The sequence below is a fragment of the Streptomyces sp. NBC_00996 genome (assembly GCF_045162675.1).
GTDB lineage: Bacteria > Actinomycetota > Actinomycetes > Streptomycetales > Streptomycetaceae > Streptomyces.
On sequence record NZ_CP108723.1, the window covers coordinates 7883734 to 7908347 of the forward strand.

The following is a 24614-nucleotide window of genomic DNA, read 5'->3' on the forward strand; positions in this document are numbered from 1 at the left end:
CGACAGAAGGGATATGAGGCTGATGAGGATCGGGATTCTCGGTACGGGCGGCATGGCGGACGCGCTCGGCACGCGGTGGGCGCGGGCGGGTCACGAAGTGTGCGTGGGCGGGCGGGACTTGGAACGCGCGGCCGGGCTCGCCCGGCGGCTCGGCGGATGCGGTGGCGATCTGCGGGCGGCGGCCGAGTTCGGCGTGGACGCGGTGCTGCTCGCGCTGCCGTACGCGGCCGTTGCCGAGGTCGTCACAGGGCTCCGGGGCGCCCTGCGCGACCGGGTGCTGATCGACTGCGTCAATCCGTTGGGCCCGGGTTTCGTCCTGGAGACGGCGGGAGGCCCGTCCGCGGCCGAACGGCTCGCGGCCGTCGCCCCCGACGCACACGTGGTCAAGGCCTTCAACCTCTGCCACGAGGACGTCTGGCGGATGACCCCACCGGTCTTCGGCGGCCGTCCGCTCGCGGTCCCGCTGTGCGGCGACGACGAGGACGCGCTCGACGTCGTACGACGACTCGCGCGCGACCTCGGCTGCGAGCCCCTCAACGCGGGGGAGCTGGCCCGGGCGGGCCTGCTGGAGGCGACGGCGGCGCTGCTGATCGGTCTGTGGGTGGGGGAGGGGGCGGATGCCCAGGCGATCGCCCCGCCGAGGGAGTTCGCGGGCGAGCGCTGAGGCCCGCAGCCGCTGGGCCACTCCTCGGAGCGCTGCCGGCGCCGGCACATGGTCCTGCCCTCCGCGTGACGCGAGTGACGCCGTACCGTCGCCCGAGTCAGCCCTTGCGCAGGGCGCACAGCGCGTCGATGCGATTCGTCGTGATCGAGTCGACGCCCATGTCCAGGAGGCGCCGCATGGAGCGGCGGGTGTCCGGGGTCCACACGGACAGCAGGTAGCCGTCGCGGTGGACGCGGGCGGCGAGCTCTCGGTCGACCAGCCCGAAGCGGTAGTTGAGCCACCGCGGCCGTACGGCTTCGAGCAGCGCCGGCCGCGGTGGCGCGCTGCTCGTCCAGGTCAGCGCGATCTCCGCGGCGGGGTCGGCGGCGCGCACCGCCAGCATGGCCGGGGCACCCGCGCAGTAGTACACCCGCTCTTGCGCCCCGCACTCGCGGATGACGTCGACGATCCGGCGTACGGCCCTGCCGTCGGGTTCGCCGGGCAGGTCGAGCAGGATCCGGCTGTCCTCCGTCTCCTTGAGGGCTTCGACCAGCGTGGGCACGCCGCCGGCCGTGAGCCCGCGCACCTCGTCCGAGGAGAGCGAGCGCAGCGGCCGGTCCTGTTCCCACAGGCGCTTCAGCGTCGCGTCGTGCAACAGCACGGGCACGCCGTCACGGGTCGGTCGTACGTCGATCTCGACCACGTCCGCGCCCAGTCGGAGCGCGGAACGCAGCGAGTCGATCGTGTTCTCGCGGACACGGTAGGGGGCGCCGCGATGGGCGACGGCGGTCACGGTGCGCATGCCGCCCATTGTGGTGGTGCGACGCGTCAGGGCGCGAGCCACGTCGAGGCGTACGTGTCGATCTCCTCGGCGAGCCTCGTCTTGGCGGCCTCGTCGAGGAAGGACGCCTCGACCGCGTTCTTGGCGAGCGCGGCGAGGCCCAGCTCGTCGAGGTCGAGGAGACGGGCGACGACCGCGTACTCGTTGTTCAGGTCGGTGCCGAACATCGGCGGGTCGTCGGAGTTGATCGTGACGGGCACCCCGGCCCGCACGAACTCCTTGATGGGGTGCTCCTCGAGGGTGCGGACCGCGCGGGTGGCGATGTTGGAGGTGGGGCAGACCTCCAGGGCGATCCGGTGCTCGGCGAGGTGGGCAAGGAGCTTCGGGTCCTGTGCGGAACTGGTGCCGTGCCCGATGCGCTCGGCCCGCAGCTCGTTCAGCGCGTCCCAGACCGTCTCCGGCCCCGTCGTCTCGCCGGCGTGCGGAACCGACCGCAGTCCGGCCGCGATCGCCCGGTCGAAGTACGGCTTGAACTGCGGGCGCGGTACGCCGATTTCGGGGCCGCCGAGCCCGAAGGCGACCAGTCCCTCCGGCCGTAGCCGTTCCTCGGTGGCGAGCCGCGCGGTCTCCTCGGCGGCCTCGAGCCCCGCCTCTCCCGGAATGTCGAAGCACCACCGCAGTACGACACCGAGCTCGGCCTCGGCCGCCTTGCGGGCGTCCTCGATCGCGTCCATGAAGGCGAGTTCGTCGATACCGCGGCGGGTGGAGGACCACGGGGTGATGGTCAGCTCGGCGTAACGGACCTGCTGGCGAGCCATGTCGCGCGCGACCTCGTACGTCAGCAGCCGTACGTCCTCCGGGGTGCGGATGAGGTCGACCACGGACAGATACACCTGGATGAAGTGGGCGAAGTCCGTGAACGTGAAGTAGTCCGCGAGGGCCTCGGGGTCGGTCGGCACCTTGGAGTCCGGGTGCCGTGCGGCGAGGGTGGACACGATCCGCGGGGAGGCGGAGCCGACGTGGTGCACGTGCAGTTCTGCCTTGGGCAGTCCGGCGATGAAGGCGTGCAGATCGCGGGCGTCATCGCGGGCGGTGCGGTAGTCGGTCAAGGTTCCTCCCCGGAACGGCGTCCCGGACCGTGGTCGGCGGGACGCGGGTGATCGGCTGATCGGTGATTCAGGGATCATCGTAGGCGGGGGCCCCGCGGCTCGGGCTCGGGCCGTAGCATGACGGAACGTACGACAGAAGAGGGGGCTCCGCGCATGTCCGACGACGCCCAGACGCCGGAAGCGCCACGTGACGCTGCCGCGTGGGCTCCACCGGGCCAAGGGGGTCCGACCTCTCCGAGCGATGCGCTGCCCGGGGAGGGCGGCCACGCGCCGGGTACGGATCCGACCGATGCGCTGCCCGCGGGGGGAGGTGCCCCGGACGCCCGACCCGACCAGGCCGCCCCCGCTCCCAAGGTCCCCCTGGACAAGCCCACCGCCGGCCCCCGCCCCGAGCCGAACCCTTGGGCTCCGCCCATGGAAACCGCTCCGTACGGCGGAAGCGCCGCGCCCGTGCCTCCCGCGGTGCACGACCAGCCGACCTTCGCCTCCCTCCCCGGGGCGGGCGCCCTCGGCCCCCAGCCCTGGGACAACCCCTTCGCACCCCCGGGCGGTGTCCCGCCCACCGCCGGCCCGACGCCCCCGAGCGTCTCGGGAAACCCCTTCGCAGCTCCCGCGGCCCGCACCCCTTACCCCCAGCCCGCCCCTGGAGAACCCGTCCCCCCGCCGCCCATCGCCCCCGATGGCCCGGGCCTGCCGTACGGGTACGGCTACCCGCAGTACGCTCCGGCCCCGCCGCACCCCGCCCACCAAGGCGTCCCCGGCTACGGCTGGCCCCCGGTGCTGCCGCTCGGGCCGAGCAACGGCATGGGCACCGCCGGCCTTGTGCTCGGCATTGTCGCGGCGGTCGTGTTCTGTCTCTGGCCGCTCGCCATCGTGCTGGGCATTCTCGGTGTGATCTTCGGCGTGATCGGCCGCCGCAAGGCGCGCCGCGGCGAGGCGACGAACCCGGGGCAGGCGCTGGCCGGAATCATCTGCGGAGCGGTCGGTATCGCCCTCGGGGCCGGGATGCTCGTCTACCTCATCGTGGTTCCGGACGACAGCGGCAACGGCGACTCGGGCGGCGACGGCTTCTCGACGTCCCTCGTCATGGAGCAGTCGTAACCCCGTGAGGGAGCGGCGCAGCCCATGAACCGCTAGGGCCTGTCTTTCGGATCACGCCGACTTCGGGTTGCGGCGCCTCACCACTGCCGGTGAGCGGGGCTCGGCGCGTGCAGGTGCATGGCGGAGGAGGGAGTCGGCGAGTGACGACAACGCGGCAGATGTGCGTGCCAAGCCCCGCGGCCCAGGCGTGATCCGAAAGACAGACCCTAGGCCAGCCGCTCACGCGCCTCCATCAGGGCGAACCCCAGCAGATTCGGCCCCCGCCACCGCTCGGGATCCGAGGCCCGCTCGTCGTCCGCCGCGAGTCCGATGCCCCACACGCGGTCCATCGGACTGGCCTCGACCAGCACCCTCCCCCAGCCTTCGGCCGGGGTGACCCCCATCTCGCTTCGCTCACCCGTGCCCAGCAGAAACTCCCGCAGATCGGCGTGCGCGGCGAATTTGTGGACGCTGCCCTCGACCACGATCCCGAACCGCTCGCGCTCCCAGAGGGCCTCGTCGAAGCCGCGCACCAGCCGCCCCGCCTTCTTGGCGAGTGCGGGGTTCGAAGCCGCCAAGGCCCGTCGCTCCGCCTCCTCGTCGCCGAAGAGCCGTGCCTTCGACGCCATCATCCAGTGCTCCGCCGTCGCGTACTCGACATCGTCGACCACGAAGGGTGACGGCCACCACTGGCTGAGACAGCTCGCGCTCACCCGACCGTCCGGTCGCGGGCGGTGCCCCCAGAAGTGCAGGTACTTGACCCTCGCCCCCGAGCGGACCGCGCTGACCAGCGCTTCCCAAGAATCGATCTTCCCCATGCACGCCACTCTGGCACGCACCACTGACATTCCGTCCCACCTTTTCCAGCCGGACTCGACACCTGGTCGACAGATTCCGTCGCGTAACCAAAAGGAAACAACGGAATCACTTGTTGGAGTCCCTTTGCTCTGTCAGGATCGGCACTCAAATCGAGCTGGAGCTACGCCGACCCCCGCAGCAACGGGGAGAACGGCGGAGGAGAGCGACATGCACAAACCGGGCCATCGCTTCCAGGCGCAGGACCGCTTGGCGGACGGCGCGCAGTACATCGCGGGCCGATTCACCAAGGGCACCTCCGGCCGCACGCACGCGGTCGTGAACCCCGCCACCGGCGAAGAGGTGTACACATACGAGCTGGCGAGCACCGTCGACGTCGACGCGGCCGTCGCCGCCGCCCGCGAGGCGTTTCCCGGCTGGTCGAGTGCCACCCCGGGCGAGCGCTCCGACGCGCTGCACCGCTTCGCCGCCGTGCTCGCCGAGCGTGCCGAGGAGTTCGCCCAGGCCGAGTCGCTCCAGTGCGGGAAGCCCCTCAAGCTGACGCGCGAGTTCGACGTCCCGGGCACCATCGACAACACTGCCTTCTTCGCGGGCGCGGCCCGGCACCTGCAGGGCCAGTCCGCGGGCGAGTACTCCGGTGACCACACCTCGTACGTACGCCGCGAGCCCATCGGCGTCGTCGGCTCGATCGCGCCCTGGAACTACCCTCTCCAGATGGCCGCTTGGAAGATCCTCCCGGCCATCGCCGCCGGCAACACGATCGTCCTGAAGCCTGCCGAGCTGACTCCGCTCACCTCGCTGCTGTTCGCCGAGGCCGCCACCGAGGCGGGGATCCCCGACGGTGTCATCAACATCGTCACGGGCCTGGGCAAGGAAGCCGGTGAGCACCTCGTCGGGCACCCCGACGTCGCCATGACCTCCTTCACCGGGTCCACCGCCGTCGGCAAGCGCGTCGCCGAGGTCGCCACCTCGACCGTCAAGCGGCTCCACCTGGAGTTGGGCGGCAAGGCTCCCTTCGTCGTCTTCGACGACGCGGATCTGGACGCCGCCGTGAACGGCGCGGTGGCCGGCTCGCTCATCAACACCGGACAGGACTGCACGGCAGCCACGCGCGCGTACGTGCAACGGCCGCTCTACGAAGAGTTCGTGGCGAAGACCGCCGCCCTGATGGCGAGCGTCCGCGTGGGCGACCCGTTCGCGCCGGACACCGACCTCGGCCCACTGATCTCGCACGCCCAACGCGACCGCGTCGCCGGATTCGTCGACCGGGCCCGCGACTACGCGCGCGTGGTCACCGGCGGAGCCGCCCCACAGGGCGAACTCAAGAGCGGTGCGTTCTACGCGCCCACGCTCGTCGCCGACGCCGCCCACGACAGCGAGATCGTGCAGGCCGAGATCTTCGGCCCGGTGCTCGTCGTGCTGCCCTTCGACACCGACGACGAGGGCATCGCGCTCGCCAACGACACCCCGTACGGGCTCGCGGCCTCCGCCTGGAGCCGCGACGTCTACCGCGCGAACCGTGCGACTCGCGAGATCAAGGCGGGCTGCGTCTGGGTCAACGATCACATCCCGATCATCAGCGAGATGCCGCACGGCGGCTACAAGGCGTCCGGCTTCGGCAAGGACATGTCTGCCTACTCCTTCGAGGAGTACACGCAGATCAAGCACGTCATGTTCGACAACACCGCGGTGGCCAGGAAGGACTGGCACCGCACGATCTTCGGGGACCGCCCCTAGCCGAACGCCGGCTGGGGCCCTTTGCCAGACCAGGCCGCGACCACGGCCGCGACCCTCCCGAAAGGGCACCACGAGCATGGAGCAGTACGAGCCCGAGCGCCTGACCCCGGCCCAAGTGGCCGCCATGCGGCGCAGCTTCAGGAACGGCAGGGCCTCCCTCAGCCGTCGTTCGCTGCTGCGCGCCTCCGCGGGCGGCGCGCTCGCCGTCGGCGGTCTCGGGGCGCTGAGCGCCTGCGGGATCCCCGCGGCCGGCAAGACCCAGGGCGGCGTCTCCGCCGAGGACCACTCGGCCAAGGAGAAGACGATCAACTTCTCCAACTGGACCGAGTACATGGACGTCGACGACAGCGAGAAGCACCACCCCACGCTCGACGCGTTCACCAAACGGACCGGCATCAAGGTCAAGTACACCGAGGACATCAACGACAACGTCGAGTTCTTCGGCAAGATCAAGCCGCAGCTCGCGGCCGGCCAGGACACCGGGCGCGACATCATCGTCGTCACCGACTGGCTGGCGGCGCGGCTGATCCGCTTCGGGTGGGTCCAGAAACTGGACGCCTCCAACCTGCCGCACGCCTACACGAACCTGTCGCAGCAGTTCCGCGACCCGGACTGGGACCCCGGCCGGGCCTACTCGTATCCCTGGCAGGGCATTTCGACCGTCATCGCCTTCAACAAGAAGGCGCTCGACGGCATCGAGGTCAAGTCCATCTCCGACATGCTCGACAACCCCAAGCTCAAGGGGCGCGTCGGCTTCCTCTCGGAGATGCGCGACAGCATGGGCATGACGCTGCTCGACATGGGCAAGGACCCGGCGAACTTCACCGACGACGACTTCGACGCGGCGATCGCCCGCCTGCAGAAGGCCGTCGACAAGGGCCAGATACGCCGGTTCACGGGCAACGACTACACGTCCGACCTCACCAAGGGCGACCTCGCGGCCTGCGTCGCGTGGGCCGGTGACGTCGTGCAGCTCAAGGCGGACAGCCCGCACGTCGACTTCATCATCCCGGACAGCGGCTATCTGACGTCCACGGACAACATGCTGGTCCCCAACAAGGCACGTCACAAGACGAACGCCGAGCGGCTCATGGACTACTACTACGAGCTCGAGCCGGCCGCGGAGCTCGCCGCCTACATCAACTATGTCTGTCCCGTCGACGGAGTGAAGCCCTATCTCGCGAAGATCGACAAGGACGCGGCGGACAACCCGCTGATCATTCCTGACAAGGCCATGGCCGCGAAGTCGCACGCCTTCCGCTCGCTGAGCCAGAAGGAAGAGACGGCCTACGAAGAGAAGTTCGCGAAGCTCACAGGGGCGTGACCACGATGACCAACGACAGCAGCGGCGACGTCCGCCTCTCCGGGATCAGCAAGACGTACGGCGCCTTCACGGCCGTACACCCGCTCGACCTGACCGTGCCTCAGGGCTCGTTCTTCGCCCTGCTCGGCGCCTCGGGCTGCGGCAAGACCACCACCCTGCGCATGATCGCGGGCCTGGAGGAACCTTCCTCCGGCACCGTCTTCCTGGGCGACCAGGAGGTGACGAACCTGCCGCCCTACAAGCGGCCGGTGAACACCGTCTTCCAGTCGTACGCCCTCTTCCCGCACCTCGACATCTTCGAGAACGTCGCCTTCGGCCTGCGCCGACGCGGCATCAAGTCGGTGAAGAAGCAGGTCGAGGACATGCTCGAGCTCGTGCAGCTCGGCGAGCAGGCCCGCAAGAAGCCGCACCAGCTCTCCGGCGGTCAGCAGCAGCGCGTCGCGGTGGCCCGCGCGCTGATCAACCACCCCAAGGTGCTGCTCCTCGACGAGCCCCTCGGCGCCCTCGACCTCAAGCTGCGCCGCCAGATGCAGCTGGAGCTCAAGCGCATCCAGACCGAGGTCGGCATCACCTTCATCCACGTCACGCACGACCAGGAGGAGGCCATGACCATGGCCGACACGGTCGCCGTGATGAACGCGGGCCGCGTCGAGCAGCTCGGCTCGCCCGCCGACCTCTACGAGAACCCGAACACCACCTTCGTCGCCAACTTCCTGGGCACCTCGAACCTCATCGAGGCCGCGGTCGACTCCAAGAGCGGCGACGACATCGTCCTCCAGGCGGGTGGCGGGAAGCTCGTGCTGCCGCAGGCGCGATGTTCGGCACCCACGGCGACCGGCGGCAAGGTGCTGGTCGGCATACGCCCCGAGAAGATCTCCCTCACGCACGCCGACGACGCGGGCGAGATTCCGGAGGGCCGCAACCGGATCACCGGCAAGATCGCCGACTCCAGCTTCATCGGCGTCTCCACGCAGTACGTGATCGACAGCGCAGTGTGCCCCGAGTTCGAGGTCTACTCGCAGAACATCGACCGCGACGCCCGGCTCACCCCCGGCGCAGACGTCGTCCTGCACTGGAGCCCGGCGCACACCTTCGGCCTGGACGCGGACCAGGACATCGACGCCGGCGTCGAGACGGTGGACGAGGAGGCAGCCTGATGGCCGCCATCACCGAGGCGCCACCGCTCGCGCCACAGCCCGCGGAGAAGCCGCCCCGCAAGCGTGGCCGCCTCGTCCCGTACTGGCTGCTCCTGCCCGGCATTCTCTGGCTGATCGTCTTCTTCGCGCTGCCGATGATCTACCAGGCCTCCACGTCCGTGCAGACGGGCTCCCTGGAGGAGGGCTTCAAGGTCACCTGGCACTTCCAGACGTACTGGAACGCGCTCGCCGACTACTGGCCGCAGTTCCTGCGCTCGGTGCTCTACGCCGGCGCCGCGACGATCCTGTGTCTGCTGCTCGGCTACCCGCTCGCGTATCTGATCGCCTTCCGCGCGGGCCGCTGGCGCAACCTGATCATGATCCTGGTGATCGCGCCGTTCTTCACCAGCTTCCTGATCCGGACGCTCGCCTGGAAGACGATCCTCGCGGACGGCGGCCCGGTCGTCGGCGCCCTGAACTCGCTGCACGTCCTGGACGTCACCAACTGGCTGGGCTTCACGGCCGGCGACCGCGTGCTGGCCACGCCCCTCGCGGTGGTCTGCGGACTGACGTACAACTTCCTGCCATTCATGATTCTGCCGCTCTACACCTCGCTGGAGCGGATCGACGGACGGCTGCACGAGGCGGCGGGCGACCTGTACGCGACACCGTTCACGACCTTCCGCAAGGTCACCTTCCCGCTGTCGATGCCCGGTGTCGTCTCCGGCACGCTGCTCACCTTCATCCCGGCCAGCGGTGACTACGTGAACGCCGATCTGCTCGGCTCCACGGACACCCGGATGGTCGGCAACGTCATCCAGACCCAATTCCTGCGGATTCTCGACTATCCGACGGCCGCGGCCCTTTCGTTCATTCTCATGGCCGCGATCCTCATCATGGTCACGCTCTACATCCGCAAGTCCGGGACGGAGGATCTGGTTTAAATGGCCTTCGTACGCTGGCTCAAGCGCCATCTCGTCGTCATCGCGGGACTGCTGACGCTCGGATATCTGCTGCTGCCCAACGTCATCGTCACGGTGTTCTCCTTCAACAAGCCGAAGGGGCGCTTCAACTACGAATGGCAGCAGTTCTCGACCGACGCGTGGCGCGACCCGTGCGGGGTCGCCGACATGTGCGGCTCGCTCTCCCTAAGCCTGCAGCTCGCCGTCTGGGCGACCATCGGGGCCACCGTCCTCGGCACGATGATCGCCTTCGCGCTGGTCCGCTACCGCTTCCGGGCGCGCGGCGCCGTGAACTCGCTGATCTTCCTGCCGATGGCGATGCCCGAGGTCGTGATGGCCGCCTCGCTGCTCACCCTCTTCCTCAACATGGGTGCGCAGTTGGGCTTCTGGACGATTCTGATCGCCCACATCATGTTCTGCCTCAGCTTCGTCGTCACCGCCGTCAAGGCGCGTGTCATGTCGATGGACCCGCGCCTGGAGCAGGCCGCGCAGGACCTGTACGCCGGTCCCGCGCAGACCTTCCTCCGGGTCACCCTGCCCATCGCGGCCCCCGGAATCGCCGCGGGCGCGCTGCTCGCCTTCGCGCTCTCCTTCGACGATTTCATCATCACCAATTTCAACGCGGGCTCGACCGTCACCTTCCCCATGTTCGTCTGGGGCTCGGCGCAGCGCGGAACACCCGTTCAGATCAATGTCATCGGTACGGCCATGTTCCTCGTCGCCGTACTGTTCGTCCTGGTCGGAATGGTCATCGGCAATCGCCGGAACAAGCAAAAGGCGTAACGCTCGTCACCCTTGTAGGGAGTTGAAATCATGGCCCCAAGCGCCATGACAAGTGGGAATCATTGGACGAAGTCTCTTTCCGACGCCCAGCCGGTCTCGTACTGGCTGGACGACCCCGGCAGGCCCCACCCCGAGCCCGCGCTCACCGGCGCCGAGACCTGCGACCTGCTGGTCGTCGGCGGCGGCTACAGCGGACTGTGGACCGCGCTGATCGCCAAGGAGCGCGAACCGGGGCGCGACGTGGTCCTCGTCGAAGGCCGTGAGGTGGGCTGGGCCGCCTCCGGCCGCAACGGCGGCTTCTGTGCCGCCTCCCTCACCCATGGTCTGGCCAACGGGCTCACCCGCTGGCCGGGCGAGATCAAGAAGCTGGAGGAGCTGGGCGCCCGCAACCTCGACGAGATCGAGGCGGCCGTCGCCCGCTACTCCCTGGACTGCGACTTCGAGCGCAGCGGCGAGATCGACGTGGCCACCGAGCCGCACCAGGCCGCCGAACTGCGCGAGTGGCACGAGGAGCTGGAGCGCGAGGGCCTCGCGGACGGCGTCGAGTTCCTGGACACCGAAGCGGTACGGGAACAAGTCGACTCACCGACATTCCTCGCCGGGCTGCACGACCGCCGCGGCGTCGCCATGCTCCACCCCGCGAAGCTCGCCTGGGGCTTGAAGCGGGCCTGTCTGGAGCTCGGGGTGCGGGTGTACGAGCACACGCCCGCGCTGCAGTTGAAGCCGTACGGCGCCGACATGGCCGTACGCACTCCGTACGGCTCGATCCGGGCCCGCCGGGTCGCGCTCGGCACCAACATCTTCCCCAACCTGATCAAGCGGGTCCGCTCGTACACCGTGCCGGTCTACGACTACGCGCTGATGACCGAGCCGCTCACCGCCGACCAGTTGGCGTCCATCGGCTGGAAGAACCGCCAGGGCCTCGGGGATTCGGCGAACCAGTTCCACTACTTCCGGCTCTCCGCGGACAACCGGATCCTGTGGGGCGGCTACGACGCGATCTACCCGTACGGTGGCCGGGTGCGTACCGAGTACGACGACCGTCCGGAGACGTACGCCAAACTCGCCCAGCACTTCTTCACCTGCTTCCCGCAGTTGGAGGGGCTCCGCTTCACCCACGCCTGGGGTGGGGCGATCGACACCTGCTCGCGGTTCTCGGCCTTCTTCGGCACCGCCCACCAGGGCAAGGTCGCCTACGCGGCGGGCTACACGGGCCTCGGTGTGGGCGCCACCCGGTTCGGCGCGGACGTGATGCTCGACCTGCTGGCGGGGGAGCGCACCGAGCGGACCGAGCTGGACATGGTCCGCAAGAAGCCGTTGCCGTTCCCGCCCGAGCCGTTCGCCTGGACCGGCATCGCGCTCACCAAGTGGTCGCTGGCGCGGGCGGACTCGCACGGCGGCCGGCGCAATCTGTGGCTGAAGACGATGGACAAGCTGGGGCTCGGCTTCGACAGTTAGGGCCTGTCTTCGATCACGCCGACTTCGGGTTGCGGCGCCGCAACCCCTGCCACCCCATCTGCGGTGTGTGGCCTCGGCGTTGAGGGGGGCGGGCCCGGGCCTGGCAGGTACGTTCCTGGTAGTGGTCCAGGCCGTCCTCGCCCTTGGCGATCCGGAAGCACACCTCCACCTGCCGTCGCGCCCCGCGGTCCTGCCGGCGTGAGGTAGCGGGGCATCAGCGGACGTCGCGCCCACGCACCGGTTGCCGGCCGCGTGGGCGCGCCTCGTCGCATGCGGCTTTCGCGGCGAACCCGGCCTTGAGAGCCACGGCCGTCGCCCCTTCGCGCCGTCCTGGCCCTGGCGGCGGGCCGGGCAACTTCTTCCTCACGATGTGCGGGGCTCACATGTCTCCCGAGATAGTATTGAATGATACGGTCGTGATCGTGACGAAGGTGGGTGCGTTGAAGTCGAGGGGAGATGGGTGATCTTGGACGTCTATGAGGCGGTGACGAGCCGACGGGCGGTGCGCGGATTCACCGACCGGCCTGTCCCGAGGGAGGTGCTGGAGCGCGTGCTGACCGCCGCGGCGTGGTCGCCGTCCGGATCGAACCTCCAGCCGTGGCGCGCCTATGTGCTGACCGGCCGGCCGCTGGCCGAGCTCAAGAAGCGCGCCGGCGAGCGCGTGGCCGCCGGCGACCCCTGGGACGACCGGGAGTACGAGATGTATCCGCCCGAACTGAAGTCCCCCTACCGCGAGCGCCGATCCGCCTTCGGTAAGGAGCGCTACAGCGCACTCGGTATTTCGCGCGAGGACTGGGAGGCGCGCCAGAGGGCCGCTGCCGCGAACTGGAACTGTTTCGGCGCGCCCGCCGCCCTGTTCTGCTACATCGACCGCGACCTGGGCGCGCCCCAATGGTCCGACGTCGGCATGTATCTGCAGACCGTCATGCTGCTGCTTCGCGCCGAAGGGTTGCACAGCTGCCCGCAGATGGCGTGGTCGGTGTATCGCAAGACCGTCGCGGAGATCCTGTCGCCCCCGGACGACCTCATCCTCTTCTGTGGCATGTCGATCGGGTTCGAGGACGTCGCGGTGGACTACGCCCGTACGGGCAGGGCGCCGCTCGACGAGACGGTCACGTTCGTCGATGGCTATTGACCCTGCCCGCTCTCAGCCCATCAAAGCGTCGTTTCTCACGGTTGACCGATGTGGAGGAAGCGCGCTCCAAGGGGCGTGATCGGATCCTTCGGCCGGCGTCGGAGTCCAGCGTCTGGATCAAGCGGCGAGCGGGCGTTCCCGTCCGTCCGAATCCTCACGCGTCCGGCGCGCTCAGCCATGCGCTGATGCCGGCCATCGCGGCGGGGCCGGAGGTGGAGGCGACGTCCTGAACCAGATCGGCGATCGAGACGGCCTGCAGTGCCGCTCGCCAGGCCGCGTCCGCCCCGGTCATCGCGCGGGCGATCGGGCAGGGTGCGGTGCACGACTCGGCCGGGGTGGCCAGCGGGCCCCGCTGGCGGATCTCCGTGCAGGTGAACGCCTGGCCGGGGCCGTCGACCGCTTCGACGACATCGAGCACCGTGATCGAGGCGGGTTCCCGGGTGAGTACGTAGCCGCCCGCCTTGCCCTGCACCGAGCGCACCAGCCCGGCCCGGGAGAGCGCCTGTAGCTGTTTGGCCAGATAGCTCGCCGAGACGTCGTGCAGCTCCGCCAGCTTGGTCGCGGGGACGGGCTCCTCGACCGACGTCAGCACGACGCAGCAATGCAGGGCCCACTCGACTCCGCCGGACATCTTCACTCGGTCACTTTAACCAGTCGGCTTGACTCGGACAATGAATGTCCGCTTATAGTCTCGGATAGAACGTGTCCGAGTTAGGTGTATGCAGCGCCCGCGCGGGGGTTGTATGCCATATTGCGGACATATCTCCCCACGAAAGGTGTGTCATGAAGTTCGCGGTCATCGGCGGTACCGGCCTGATCGGGTCGCAGGTCGTCAAGAATCTGAACGCCGCCGGACACGAGGCGGTACCGCACTCGCAGTCCACCGGAATCGACGTCATCAGCGGCCAGGGGCTGGACGAGGCGGTGGCGGGAGCCGACGTCGTCGTCAATCTGACGAACTCCCCGACCTTCGACGAAGCCTCCCCCGCCTTCTTCCAGACCTCGATGGACAACCTTCTGGCCGCGGCCCGGAAGGGCGGCGTCGGCCACTTCGTCATCCTGTCGATCGTCGGCACGGACCAGGTCCCGGAGCTGGACTACTACCGGGCCAAGGCGCTCCAGGAGGACATCCTCGCGGCCGGACCGATCCCCTACTCGATCGTCCGTGCGACGCAGTTCATGGAGTTCATGGACGCCGTCCTGTCCTGGACCACCGACGGCGACACCGTCCGGCTGCCCGCCACGCCGATCCAGCCGATCGCCGCCAAGGACGTCGCCGACGCAGTGACGGAAGTCGCCGCGGGCGTCCCGCTGAGGGGCATTCGCAACATCGGCGGCCCCGAGATCTTCGCCCTGGACGAACTGGGCCGGATCACCCTGTCCCGCAAGGGCGACAACCGCACCGTTGTCACCGACCCCACCGCGGGCATGTTCGCCGTCGTCAAGGGTGACGTCCTCACCGACAAGGACGCTCACCTCGCCCCGACCCGCTACGCCGACTGGCTCTCCTGAACCCCTCGCGCCGTCTCGGGCGCGCGGACCGCACACAGGCAAGTCCTGGCCCGTCGTGGGTGATGACAGGAACTCGGCACGGCGGCCAGGGGTCCTGGTGGGGGCGCGTTGAAGCGTTCGTGACCATGTAGTGCGCGCCTCGCCCCGATCCGCGTACGCCCTGCGCGATCACCGTGACCCGATTCACCACCGACAAGTGGCCGGAACCCGCGTAATGCCAGGCCCGGACCTCCCTCTCTCTTGTGACGCGACCGGCGTCGACTCGAGAAAGGGAGGTTCCGCCATGACAGGGGCCAAGGCGGCGGTCGAGTGGCTGGCATCCGTAGCTCCGGACCCCGAGGCCTGCCGGTGGGAGTGGGAGCGCAATCCACAGGGGCTCGCGCTGCTGCCGGCGGGCAAGGCCTGGGACGTGCTCATCCTGCCGGGCGAGCTCGGCTGTCCGACCCTCGACGTGCTCTCCAGGGTGATCGACCGACCGGGGCCGGTGCTCGTCGACTTCGGCGACGCGCGGATGGGCTTCTTCGTGCCCGCGGGTACCGCGGCCCGCTGGCTCGGCACGGGGGTGCGCACGGCGGGTCGCGGCACCTGGATCGTGGTGCCGTACCCGGGGCGGTCGACCGGCGGGGTCCGCTGGCTGATACCGCCGGACGGCTCCGGCATGCTCACTGATCCGGCGCTGCTGGAACTGGCCATGCACGAGGCGGGGGTGGGTCTCGCCGGAGACGAGGACCGACAGCCGTGAGAGGGCCGGCCCCTGGTAACTGTCGGAGGTCCTGCGCGTACCAGAAGCGTTGTACTTGTCCGCGATCTCGTACGTACCGGAGGCCTTGTATGTGCAGAGGTCTTGACAACAGGATTGGTCTGGACCAAGTTGGGCGCGCTCCACCCTCCTAATTCCCCCATGCCCGGAGGCAGTTGTGGATCGCACCGGACGCGCCGGACCGTTCCTGCGTCGCAGACTCATCGCCGTGTGCACGGCCACCGTCCTGGCCGTACCCGGCCTCGCCGCACTCTCGTCGGCCGCCCGTGCGGCCGACGCGGACCTCGCGAAGAACGGCGGGTTCGAGTCGGGCCTGGACAGCTGGTCCTGTACGGCGGGCAGCACCGTCAATTCACCGGTTCGGAGCGGAACTTCGGCGTTGCGGGCGACCCCGGCCGGCAGCGACTTCGCGCAGTGCTCCCAGACGGTGACCGTCAAACCCGACTCCCAGTACACCCTCTCCGGTTACGTCCGGGGCAGCTACGTCTACCTCGGCGCGAGCGGCACCGGCACCACCGACGTCTCCACCTGGACCCAGTCCGCGACCGACTGGCAGCAGCTCACCACCACCTTCCGCACGGGCGCGTCCACCACCAAGGTCACGATCTACACACACGGCTGGTACGGCACCGGCACCTACTACGCCGACGACCTCTCCCTGGTCGGCCCCGGCGTCGACGCGGGTCAGCCGCCGGCCGCGCCCACCGGTCTGACGGTCGGCACGGTCACGTCCTCGAGCGTCGCCCTGTCCTGGTCCGCGGTGACCGGCGCGACGGGTTACGCCGTCTACCGCGACGGCGTCGAGGTCCGGACGGCCGGCAGCACTTCGACGACCGTGAGCGGACTGTCCCCCTCGACGGCGTACTCCTTCCAGGTCGCCGCGACGAACGACGCGGGCGAGTCGGCGAAGTCGGCGACGGTGACCGCGACCACGTCCGCAGGCTCGGGCGGAGGCTCCTCGGACCTCCCCACCCACGCCCTCGTCGGCTACCTGCACGCGAGCTTCGCCAACGGCGCCGGCTACATCCGCATGGCCGACGTCCCCGACAGTTGGGACGTCATCGACCTGGCCTTCGGTGAGCCCACCTCCACCACTTCGGGCGACATCCGCTTCACCCGCTGCCCGGTCACCGAGTGCCCGACGGTCGAGAGCGACGCCGACTTCAAGGCGGCGATCAAGGCGAAGCAGGCGGCGGGCAAGAAGGTCCTGATCTCCATCGGCGGCCAGAACGGGCAGGTACAGCTCACGACGACGGCGGAGAGGGACACGTTCGTGTCGTCCGTCTCGAAGATCATCGACACCTACGGCCTGGACGGCCTGGACATCGACTTCGAGGGCCACTCGCTCTCGCTCGACGCCAGTGACACGAACTTCAAGAGCCCGACCACGCCGGTGATCGTCAACCTCATCTCGGCGCTGAAGACGCTGAAGGCCAAGTACGGCTCGAAGTTCGTCCTGAGCATGGCCCCGGAGACCTTCTTCGTCCAACTCGGCTACCAGTACTACGGCACGGGCAGATGGGGCGGCCAGGACCCGCGCGCCGGCGCCTACCTCCCCGTCATCCACGCCCTGCGCGACGACCTGACGCTGCTGCACGTCCAGGACTACAACTCCGGCTCGATCATGGGCCTCGACAACCAGTACCACTCCATGGGCGGCGCCGACTTCCACATCGCCATGACCGACATGCTCCTCACCGGCTTCCCGGTCGCCGGCGACGCGAACAACGTCTTCCCGCCCCTGCGCCCCGACCAGATCGCCATCGGCATGCCCGCCTCGACGAACGCCGGCAACGGCTACGTGTCACCGACGGAGGTGAACAAGGCCCTCGACTGCCTCACCAAGAGGACCAACTGCGGCTCGTACGCCACCCACGGCACCTGGCCGGCCCTGCGCGGCCTGATGACGTGGTCGATCAACTGGGACCGGTACGGGAGTGGGGAGTTCTCGAAGAACTTCGACGGGTACTTCGGCTGAGGAAGAGCCACAGGGCGGACAGCAGCACCGCGCAGAGGCACCAACTGGCCACGACATCCAGTGGCCAGTGGTAGCCGCGGCGTACCAGCCCGAAGGCGACGGCGAGGTTGAGGCCGAGGCAGACGATGACCAGCGTACGGCGGGCCTGGAGTGTGCGTAGCCAGGGGAGGAGGAGCAGGGTCGCGCTGCCGTACGCGATGGCGGCGGTGGCGGTGTGGCCCGAGGGATAGAAGCCCGTGCCCGGGCCCATGACCGGGGGGCCGGGGCGGGCGGTCAGTTCCTTGAAGGGGACGACCAGGGCCGGGACCGCTGCCATGAGGACGGCCGCTGCGGTCGGTTCCAGCCACCAGCGGTGGGTTCCGGCGGCGAGGGCGCGCGAGGCGACGTAGACGAGGACGACGGCGAGGAGCGGGACGGCGACCGTGATGTTGCCGAGGTCGGCCAGAAGTTCCGAGGGGTGGTCCGGGTGGACCAGGGAGCCGCTGAGGCGTTCGTCCGCGCGGGCGAGGGGGCCGTGGGCCGCGACCTGCCAGGTGATCAGCGCGAGGAGGAGGGCCGGGAGGCCGAGGAGGAAGGTCGGCCGCCCCGGAACAGGGGGGGTAGTTCCGAGGCGGCCGTCCAGACCGGAATGCCGCGCGCCCCGGGGGGTTTGGGGCGGGCGACTGTCCGATCGGTGAGGAGATCCGGAGCCGGAAGCTCCGGGTGTGTGCGCGAGGGCACGACCAGGGCGAAGCTGGGGAGGCCTCGGCCCGGTGTCACCCACAGTCCCCTGTGGGCGGGGTGTATCTCTCATCTGGGTAGAACCTACGGCAGGGGGTGCGGCTCCGACAGACGGAATCGCGTCCCGTCATGCACCTCGCACACGTTCTTCACACGCTCTGACGTCGCCCGCCCCAGCACCGGAATCAAGCGGAATCGCCGTGGGCGTCGGCCGGTTCGCTGTGCTGGGGCGGGTGGGGCGTCAGATGCGAGCGAAGGCCTGCTCGATGATGTCGAGACCCTCGTTCAGGAGGTCCTCGCCGATGACCAGCGGGGGCAGGAAACGGAGGACGTTGCCGTAGGTGCCACAGGTCAGGACCAGCAGGCCCTCCTGGTGGCAGGCCTTGGCCAGCGCGGCGGTCGCCTCGGGGTTCGGCTCCTTGGATGCGCGGTCCTTGACCAGCTCGATGGCGATCATGGCACCACGGCCGCGGACGTCACCGACGATGTCGAACTTCTCGGCCATCGCGCCCAGTCGGGCCTTCATGGTCGCCTCGATGTTCTTCGCCTTGGCGTTGAGGTCGAGCTCCTTCATGGTCTCGATCGCACCGAGCGCACCGGCGCAGGCCACCGGGTTGCCGCCGTAGGTGCCGCCCAGGCCGCCCGCGTGCGCGGCGTCCATGATCTCGGCGCGGCCGGTGACGGCGGCGAGCGGCAGACCGCCCGCGATGCCCTTGGCGGTGGTGATCAGGTCCGGGACGATGCCCTCGTCCTCGCAGGCGAACCACTGGCCGGTGCGGCAGAAGCCGGACTGGATCTCGTCCGCGACGAAGACGATGCCGTTGTCCTTGGCGAACTTGCTGATGGCCGGAAGGAAGCCCTTCGCGGGCTCGATGAAGCCGCCCTCGCCGAGCACCGGCTCGATGATGATCGCGGCGACGTTGTCGGCGCCGATCTGCTTGTTGATCATGTCGATGGCCTGGGCGGACGCCTCGGCACCGGCGTTCTCCGGGCCGGTCAGCCAGCGGTAGCCGTACGCCACCGGTACGCGGTAGACCTCGGGCGCGAACGGACCGAAGCCGTTCTTGTACGGCATGTTCTTGGAGGTCAGCGCCATCGTCAGGTTCGTACGGCCGTGGTAGCCGTGGTCGAAGACGACGACGGCCTGGCGCTTGGTGTACGCACGCGCGATCTTGACGGCGTTCTCGACGGCCTCGGCGCCGGAGTTGAAGAGCGCGGACTTCTTGGCGTGGTCACCCGGCGTGAGCTCGGCCAGCGCCTCGGCGACGGCCACGTAGCCCTCGTACGGCGTGACCATGAAACAGGTGTGGGTGAAGTCCTGCAGCTGGGCGGAGGCCCGGCGCACGACGGCCTCGGCGCTCGCGCCGACGCTGGTCACGGCGATGCCGGAGCCGAAGTCGATCAGGCGGTTCCCGTCGACGTCCTCGATGATGCCGCCGCCGGCGCGCGTGGTGAAGACAGGGAGCACCGAGCCCACACCGGCCGCGACCGCGGCGGTACGGCGGGCCTGCAGCTCCTGCGACTTCGGGCCGGGGATGGCGGTGACGACGCGGCGCTCCTGCGGAAGTGCGGTCATGAGGGGCTCCCTGATGATCTTGCGAACCGGAGGGTTCCGGCGAGCCGGTTGTTCCGGCCGACCGGGGTGTTCCGGGCGGGTGTTTTTCGGACGCTTTCTTCTTTCTTCGCAGGCTAGGGCCGGGGATGGGGGGTGGGCATGCTCCATGTGGGCGTTGTCAGGCACTTCGGTTGTCCGTGGTGGACATAGCGACGGCCACGGGCCGGGCGCCGCCGGGGTCGGAGACGACGCAGCGCTGGTGCTGGTGCCCGGCCATCCACAGCCAGGTGTTGCTCCCCTTGACGTACGACCGGAACGGGCTCGGCGTGAGGACCCGGCCCTCGACGGTCAGCAGCGGTGTCCTGCCGCGGTTGCGGATCTCGCAGTCGACGAGCCGCCACCGGTTCACGGAGAGCGTGCGGGTCGTCCGGCGGGTGGCGATGACCACGTAGAGGTGGGCGGGCAGGAGGATCACTTCGAGGATCACGCCCGTGACGATCAGTCCGACCCTGTCGCGGTGGTCGGTGACGACAGCGGGAACCAGGCCCCGACCCGGCCGATCGGTGTGAGCGCGCATCCGGCAGGCTCCCGCCGCCAGGCCCGGCGTGTCGCCGGGTCGTCCCACGCCACGCGGTCTCGCGGCGCGTCGGGTTCGCCGAATCCCCGTGGTCGAAGGCCCGTTGGCCGGTCACCGGAGTCTCCTGCTCCCTACGGTGCGTCAGATCACCATGACGTAGGACCGGAAGGCAGTATCCGGAGTGCGCCGGTCCGTTCGCTTTGGGGAGATCAAGCGCCGGCGCATCGGCACAGGCCCGGCCGGGTAAACGGTGAACTCGCCCCGCCGGGGCACTAGATTGACTTGCGGACGACGCACGGAGCGGCTGGTCAGGGGGCAAGGGCGATGGACAGCGACGGGACGCAGGACGCGCGGGGCACGCATGCCGATTCTGTGCCGCGTCCGGCGGGGCCGCCGGACGCGCCGGTGACACCGCCGGGGGTGCCTGCTCCGCCGCCACGGCCCGCGCGGGCCCCCGGGATGCCGCCGTTGCCGGACGGCTCCGCCTTCCTCGCGTGGGTGCGGGCACCCCGGCCCGAGGCGGCACCCGGGGTGTGGCGGTTCGGGCACCGGCCGCGACCGGAGGAGGAGCCGGCGCAGATTCCGGCGCGGCAGCTGCTGAGCGGGGCCGTGATCGCCTTCTTGGTGGGGTGGCTGATCTGGTCGCTGCTCTGGAACGGATATCTGGGCGGCTGGTGGGTCCTGCCGCTGGAGTTGTTCACCCCCGACTCCTGGCGGCACAGCGGCGATCGCGTCGGGAACGCGTTCCTCTGGTACGGCTACTACACGCTCATCGCCTTCGTCATCATGATCGGCGTCGGCCGGCTCGGCCGATGGGGTGAGGTGTGGCGGCGCTACGGGATGCCCGCCTGGCAGCGTGCCGCCCCCGCGAGCGAGCGGCCGCCCGCGCCCGAGGAGGACCCCGCCCAGTGGAACCAGCTTCGCGCCGCCGGAGCCGGTGACGCCGCCGAACGGCTCGCCGCCGAGGCCCGCGCCGGGCTGATGCGGGACGTCGACCACGCCCGGATCGCCCGCGCCTGGCAGGGCGTACGCAGCGGGCGGCACAGTCTCGCCACGTTCACGGGCGCGGTGCTCAAGGACGGGGCCGCCGCCTGTCTGCATCCCTCCGGCGACCGCGATCTGCCGGGTCGGCTCGCGCGGCACGACCTCGTGACCGGGCAGGTACGGCTCGGGACGACCGCCGATGACCCACGCAATCCGTACGCCTACCGCGGCACCGGACTCGCCCTCGGTCCCGATCTGCTGGGCACGTCGTTGCTCGCCGTCGGCCCCGCCGGGACCGGCAAGACCGGAGGTGTCGTCTGGCCGCTCGCCGAATCGCTCTGCCTGCACGCGCTCGCCGGGCGGGCCGCGGTCGTCGTGGTGGGTGCCGCGGGCGCCGGGCTCGGGCCCGCCGACGCGTATGACGTCGTCGTACGCATCGGGAATCCCGAGTCCGTGTACGACCTCGACCTGTACGGCGGGACGGCCGACCCCGACGAGGCCGCGGCCGTGCTCGCCGAGGCGCTCGTCGGGGATCTCGCCGACCCGCATCCCGGAGGCGACAGTCGCCGGTCGACCACCGTGCTCGCCCAGCTACTGGGGCCCTTCCAGGCCGTCCACGGCCGGTTCCCGTCGGTGCCGGAGCTGCGCCGGCTCCTCGACGGCACTCCCGGACCGCTCGGCGCGCTGCGCAAGGCCCTGGAGGACACCGGGCAGGAGTCGCTGCTGCGGGAACTGGACGCGCGCGAGCGGCAGTCGGGGCACCCGGGCGATGTCGGGGGAGCGCTCGCGGATCGGGTCGCCCTGCTCGACCGGCCCGCGTTCGCGGGGTTCTTCGACACGTCCGGGCAGTCGCGGCCCTTCTCGCTGCGCGCGCTCGACCACCCCGTGCGCGTACGGATCGATCTGCCCGCGCGTGGGCATGCCGACGCCTCGCGGATTCTGGCGCGGCTGGTGCTCGCGCAGTTCACGGCGAGTGTCGCGGTGCGCGAGGACCGGTCGCTGTTCGCCTGTCTGGTGCTCGATGACGCGACGGGGGTGGTCACACCCGAGGCAGTACGCGGGATTCAGCGGCTGCGGTCCGGCAACGCGGGGGCCGTGCTGACGCTGCGCACGCTCGACGACGTGCCGCGACCGCTGCGCAGCCCGCTGCTGGGCGCGATCGGCTGCCGGATGGCGTTGTCCGGGCTCACCCCCTGGGACGGGCAGGACTTCGCCGAGGTCTGGGGCAAGGAGTGGACCGAGGCGCGGGACGTCACCGACCGGCAGATCATCGCCGAGACTCCGGCGGGCAAGGCGGTGCACATGCTGCGGCGGGTGATCACCGGCCACGCGCCGACCGCCCGGGCCGTCACCGTGCGGCAGGTCGAGCGGGAACGCTGGTCCGCGTCCGAACTGGCACACGGGGTACCGCCGGGGCACGCGGTGCTGTCGCTGACCAATGTGAAGGGAGAGCACGCGCCGCCGTTGCTGGTGGATCTGCGGAGCTGAGGGTGATGTGTGGATCTGTGCGGCTGAGCAGGACGTATGGACATCAGGGCACATGGTGACCGTACGGTGAGGCAGAATCGACACAGGCCGTTCATACGTGGCGGCCAAAAGATCACAAAGATCACACAGACCTGAAGGCCTCATGCCCCCCACGCTCGCCTCGCTCGTCCACCACTCCGCGCTCAAGCTCACGGTGCGCGCGGGCGAGGACCGCCTGGACGTGCCCGTCCGCTGGGCGCATGCCAGCGAGCTCGCCGACCCCGTGCCGTACATGGAGGGTGGGGAGCTGCTGCTGATCACCGCGCTCCAGCTGGACGCGGAGGACCCCGAGGTCATGCGGCGCTATGTGAACCGCCTGGTGGGAGCCGGGGTGGTCGGGCTCGGTTTCGCGGTCGGGGTCAACTACGAGGAGATCCCCGAGGCGCTCGTCGACGCGGCGGCGGAGGAGGGGCTGCCGCTCCTCGAAGTGCCCCGGCGTACGCCCTTCCTCGCCATCAGCAAGGCGGTGTCCGCCGCCATCGCGGCGGATCAGTACCGGGCGGTCACGGCCGGCTTCGCCGCGCAGCGCGAGCTGACCAAGCGGGCGCTGAACGACGGGCCCGAGGGGCTGCTCGCCGCGCTCGCCGGGCAGGTCGACGGATGGGCGGCGCTGTACGACGCGTCCGGCGACGTTGTCGCCTCCGCGCCCGAGTGGGCGGGGCGCCGGGCCGCGCGGCTCACGCCGGACGTGGAGCGGCTGCGGGAGCGGCCCGCGCCGGCCAGCTCCGTCGTCGGTGGCGAGGACCGGGAAGACCGCGTGGAACTGCACTCCCTCGGCACCGGGCGGCGGCCGCGTGCCGCGCTCGCCGTGGGGACGGCGGCCGCGCTCGGGACCGCCGAGCGGTACGCCGTGCACTCGGCGATCGCCCTGCTGACGCTCACCACCGAACGGTCGCGGTCGCTGCACGCGGCCGAGCAGCGGATCGGCGCGGCCGTGCTGCGCATGCTGCTCGCGGGCGAGCCCGACCATGCCCGGGCCGTCGCCGGGGACCTGTACGGCGCGCTGCTCGACGCGCCCTTCCGGCTGATCCTCGCCGAGTCGGCGTCCGCGTCGGCCGCGCGGGCACATGCGGACGGCCACGCGCGCGTGGCCGCGGCGGCGCCCTCGGCCGCCGCTGCAGCCGTGCCCGACACCAACGGCGACCCGCTCGGCGGGCTGGCCGAGGTCGTGGAGTCCGCGGCCGCCCGCTCCGGTGAGTCCGTGCTGGTCGTGCCCGACGGGGAGCGGCTGGTCGTGCTCGCGGTGGACGGCGGCGCGGCGGTCGCCGCGTGCGGGGAGTACGCGGTGGCCCTGGAGGCCGCGCGGGCTGCCGTACGGGAGCAGCCCGTCGGTGAAGAGGACGAACTGGTGGTCGGTCTGTCGGCGCCCGCGGGGCCGATCGCCGCGGGCGCCGCCTACAAGCAGGCCGAGCAGGCGTTGTCCGTCGCGCGGCGGCGCGGGCGTTTCCTCGTGGAGCACGAGGAGCTTGCGGCCGGCTCGGTACTGCCGCTGCTGGCCGATGACGCGGTGCGGGCGTTCGCGGACGGGTTGCTGCGGGCGTTGCGCGAGCACGACGCGACCGGACGGGGTGATCTGGTGGCCTCGCTGCGGGCGTGGTTGTCGCGGCATGGGCAGTGGGACGCGGCAGCTGCGGATTTGGGTGTGCACCGGCACACGTTGCGGTACCGCATGCGGCGGGTCGAGGAGATCCTCGGGCGATCGCTGGACGATCCGGATGTGCGGATGGAGCTCTGGCTGGCGTTGAAGGCGACGGCGGGGACGGGGGAGTAGGGGGTTTCGCCCCCTCCGCCCCTACCCGTCCCGTACCTGGGGGCTGCGCCCCCAGACCCCCGGGTCGCTCTTTGGCTGCTGGTGGGTGGGGGCTGGTCGCGCCGTTCCCCGCGCCCCTTGCGGGGCTGCGGCTCCTCGCCTCCGGCGTCCCTGCCAAAGCGGCGCACCCTGCACCCCGACTGCTACGACTCGGACAAACGACCCTTCGCCGTCCCGGCCCTACCGTGGAACAGGAAATCCCAGAACAACACCCCCAACGCGGAAGG

The 24614-nt window shown here is 70.2% G+C and carries 20 protein-coding genes and 1 pseudogene; 14 read left to right on the top strand and 7 right to left on the bottom strand.

The annotated features are described in order from the left end of the window. The first annotated feature begins 22 nt into the window (after positions 1 to 22). Complete coding sequence (locus tag OG390_RS36985; protein WP_406173978.1) at positions 23 to 664, top strand: NADPH-dependent F420 reductase; 642 nt, start codon at positions 23 to 25, stop codon at positions 662 to 664. Positions 665 to 761: 97 nt separating this feature from the next. On the opposite strand, the gene OG390_RS36990 is transcribed toward OG390_RS36985, so the two are convergent. Both OG390_RS36990 and OG390_RS36995 read right to left on the bottom strand, forming a co-directional pair. Then, entirely contained in the window at positions 762 to 1445 is a 684-nt protein-coding gene (locus OG390_RS36990) for a glycerophosphodiester phosphodiesterase (protein ID WP_406173980.1), read from the bottom strand. A gap of 26 nt (positions 1446 to 1471) precedes the next feature. Further along, positions 1472 to 2600, bottom strand: a pseudogene (locus OG390_RS36995) (adenosine deaminase). 347 nt (positions 2601 to 2947) lie between these two features. Here OG390_RS36995 and OG390_RS37000 point away from each other — a divergent pair. Next, positions 2948 to 3634, top strand: coding sequence for a DUF4190 domain-containing protein (locus OG390_RS37000; protein WP_406173982.1), 687 nt, complete (start codon positions 2948 to 2950; stop codon positions 3632 to 3634). Positions 3635 to 3840: 206 nt separating this feature from the next. Here OG390_RS37000 and OG390_RS37005 read toward each other — a convergent pair whose 3' ends face one another. Next, complete coding sequence (locus OG390_RS37005; RefSeq protein WP_406173984.1) at positions 3841 to 4461, bottom strand: NADAR family protein; 621 nt, start codon at positions 4459 to 4461, stop codon at positions 3841 to 3843. A gap of 178 nt (positions 4462 to 4639) precedes the next feature. Between OG390_RS37005 and OG390_RS37010 the strand changes: the two genes are divergently transcribed. The 7 genes from OG390_RS37010 to OG390_RS37040 all read left to right on the top strand — a co-directional run bounded on the left by OG390_RS37010 (position 4640) and on the right by OG390_RS37040 (position 12964). Further along, on the top strand, positions 4640 to 6166 hold the full coding sequence (locus OG390_RS37010; protein WP_406173985.1) for a gamma-aminobutyraldehyde dehydrogenase: 1527 nt from the start codon (positions 4640 to 4642) through the stop codon (positions 6164 to 6166). Between the two features lie 76 nt (positions 6167 to 6242). After that, positions 6243 to 7490, top strand: a complete 1248-nt coding sequence (locus OG390_RS37015) for a spermidine/putrescine ABC transporter substrate-binding protein (protein WP_406173987.1) — start codon at positions 6243 to 6245, stop codon at positions 7488 to 7490. Next, positions 7487 to 8647 (top strand): ABC transporter ATP-binding protein, encoded by a 1161-nt coding sequence (locus OG390_RS37020; protein WP_406173990.1) that lies wholly within the window; start codon positions 7487 to 7489, stop codon positions 8645 to 8647. Before OG390_RS37015 ends, OG390_RS37020 begins: the two co-directional genes overlap by 4 nt. Then, entirely contained in the window at positions 8647 to 9570 is a 924-nt protein-coding gene (locus OG390_RS37025) for an ABC transporter permease (protein ID WP_406173991.1), read from the top strand. The genes OG390_RS37020 and OG390_RS37025 overlap by 1 nt, the downstream gene beginning before the upstream one ends. Next, positions 9571 to 10371, top strand: coding sequence for an ABC transporter permease (locus tag OG390_RS37030; protein ID WP_406173993.1), 801 nt, complete (start codon positions 9571 to 9573; stop codon positions 10369 to 10371). A 30-nt stretch (positions 10372 to 10401) separates the two neighbouring features. Further along, entirely contained in the window at positions 10402 to 11829 is a 1428-nt protein-coding gene (locus tag OG390_RS37035; RefSeq protein WP_406173994.1) for an NAD(P)/FAD-dependent oxidoreductase, read from the top strand. A 466-nt stretch (positions 11830 to 12295) separates the two neighbouring features. Continuing rightward, positions 12296 to 12964: a nitroreductase gene (locus tag OG390_RS37040; RefSeq protein WP_406178075.1), complete on the top strand. Its 669-nt coding sequence runs from the start codon at positions 12296 to 12298 to the stop codon at positions 12962 to 12964. Between the two features lie 154 nt (positions 12965 to 13118). On the opposite strand, the gene OG390_RS37045 is transcribed toward OG390_RS37040, so the two are convergent. Beyond that, complete coding sequence (locus OG390_RS37045; RefSeq protein WP_406178077.1) at positions 13119 to 13595, bottom strand: RrF2 family transcriptional regulator; 477 nt, start codon at positions 13593 to 13595, stop codon at positions 13119 to 13121. A 152-nt stretch (positions 13596 to 13747) separates the two neighbouring features. Between OG390_RS37045 and OG390_RS37050 the strand changes: the two genes are divergently transcribed. The 3 genes from OG390_RS37050 (at position 13748) to OG390_RS37060 (ending at position 17214) form a co-directional block, all read left to right on the top strand. Continuing rightward, on the top strand, positions 13748 to 14476 hold the full coding sequence (locus OG390_RS37050) for an SDR family oxidoreductase (protein ID WP_406173996.1): 729 nt from the start codon (positions 13748 to 13750) through the stop codon (positions 14474 to 14476). A gap of 283 nt (positions 14477 to 14759) precedes the next feature. Next, a complete protein-coding gene (locus tag OG390_RS37055) occupies positions 14760 to 15218 on the top strand; it encodes a hypothetical protein (RefSeq protein ID WP_406173998.1) in 459 nt (152 codons plus the stop codon). Positions 15219 to 15393: 175 nt separating this feature from the next. Further along, complete coding sequence (locus OG390_RS37060; RefSeq protein WP_406174000.1) at positions 15394 to 17214, top strand: chitinase; 1821 nt, start codon at positions 15394 to 15396, stop codon at positions 17212 to 17214. On the opposite strand, the gene OG390_RS37065 is transcribed toward OG390_RS37060, so the two are convergent. The 3 genes from OG390_RS37065 to OG390_RS37075 form a co-directional block, all read right to left on the bottom strand. Next, complete coding sequence (locus tag OG390_RS37065; RefSeq protein WP_406174002.1) at positions 17153 to 17977, bottom strand: phosphatase PAP2 family protein; 825 nt, start codon at positions 17975 to 17977, stop codon at positions 17153 to 17155. The genes OG390_RS37060 and OG390_RS37065 overlap by 62 nt on opposite strands. A 198-nt stretch (positions 17978 to 18175) precedes the next feature. After that, the gene (gene gabT / locus OG390_RS37070) at positions 18176 to 19510 is read right to left on the bottom strand and encodes a 4-aminobutyrate--2-oxoglutarate transaminase (protein ID WP_406174003.1); all 1335 of its coding nucleotides are present in this window, start codon (positions 19508 to 19510) and stop codon (positions 18176 to 18178) included. Positions 19511 to 19667: 157 nt separating this feature from the next. Then, on the bottom strand, positions 19668 to 20066 hold the full coding sequence (locus OG390_RS37075; RefSeq protein ID WP_406174005.1) for a hypothetical protein: 399 nt from the start codon (positions 20064 to 20066) through the stop codon (positions 19668 to 19670). A 324-nt stretch (positions 20067 to 20390) separates the two neighbouring features. Here OG390_RS37075 and OG390_RS37080 point away from each other — a divergent pair, with 324 nt between their 5' ends. Together OG390_RS37080 and OG390_RS37085 are read left to right on the top strand one after the other, a co-directional pair. After that, complete coding sequence (locus OG390_RS37080; protein ID WP_406174007.1) at positions 20391 to 22538, top strand: ATP-binding protein; 2148 nt, start codon at positions 20391 to 20393, stop codon at positions 22536 to 22538. A 142-nt stretch (positions 22539 to 22680) separates the two neighbouring features. Beyond that, positions 22681 to 24348 carry a PucR family transcriptional regulator gene (locus OG390_RS37085; protein ID WP_406174008.1) on the top strand — a complete coding sequence of 556 codons (1668 nt, stop codon included), beginning with the start codon at positions 22681 to 22683 and terminating at the stop codon, positions 24346 to 24348. Positions 24349 to 24614 lie beyond the last annotated feature (266 nt).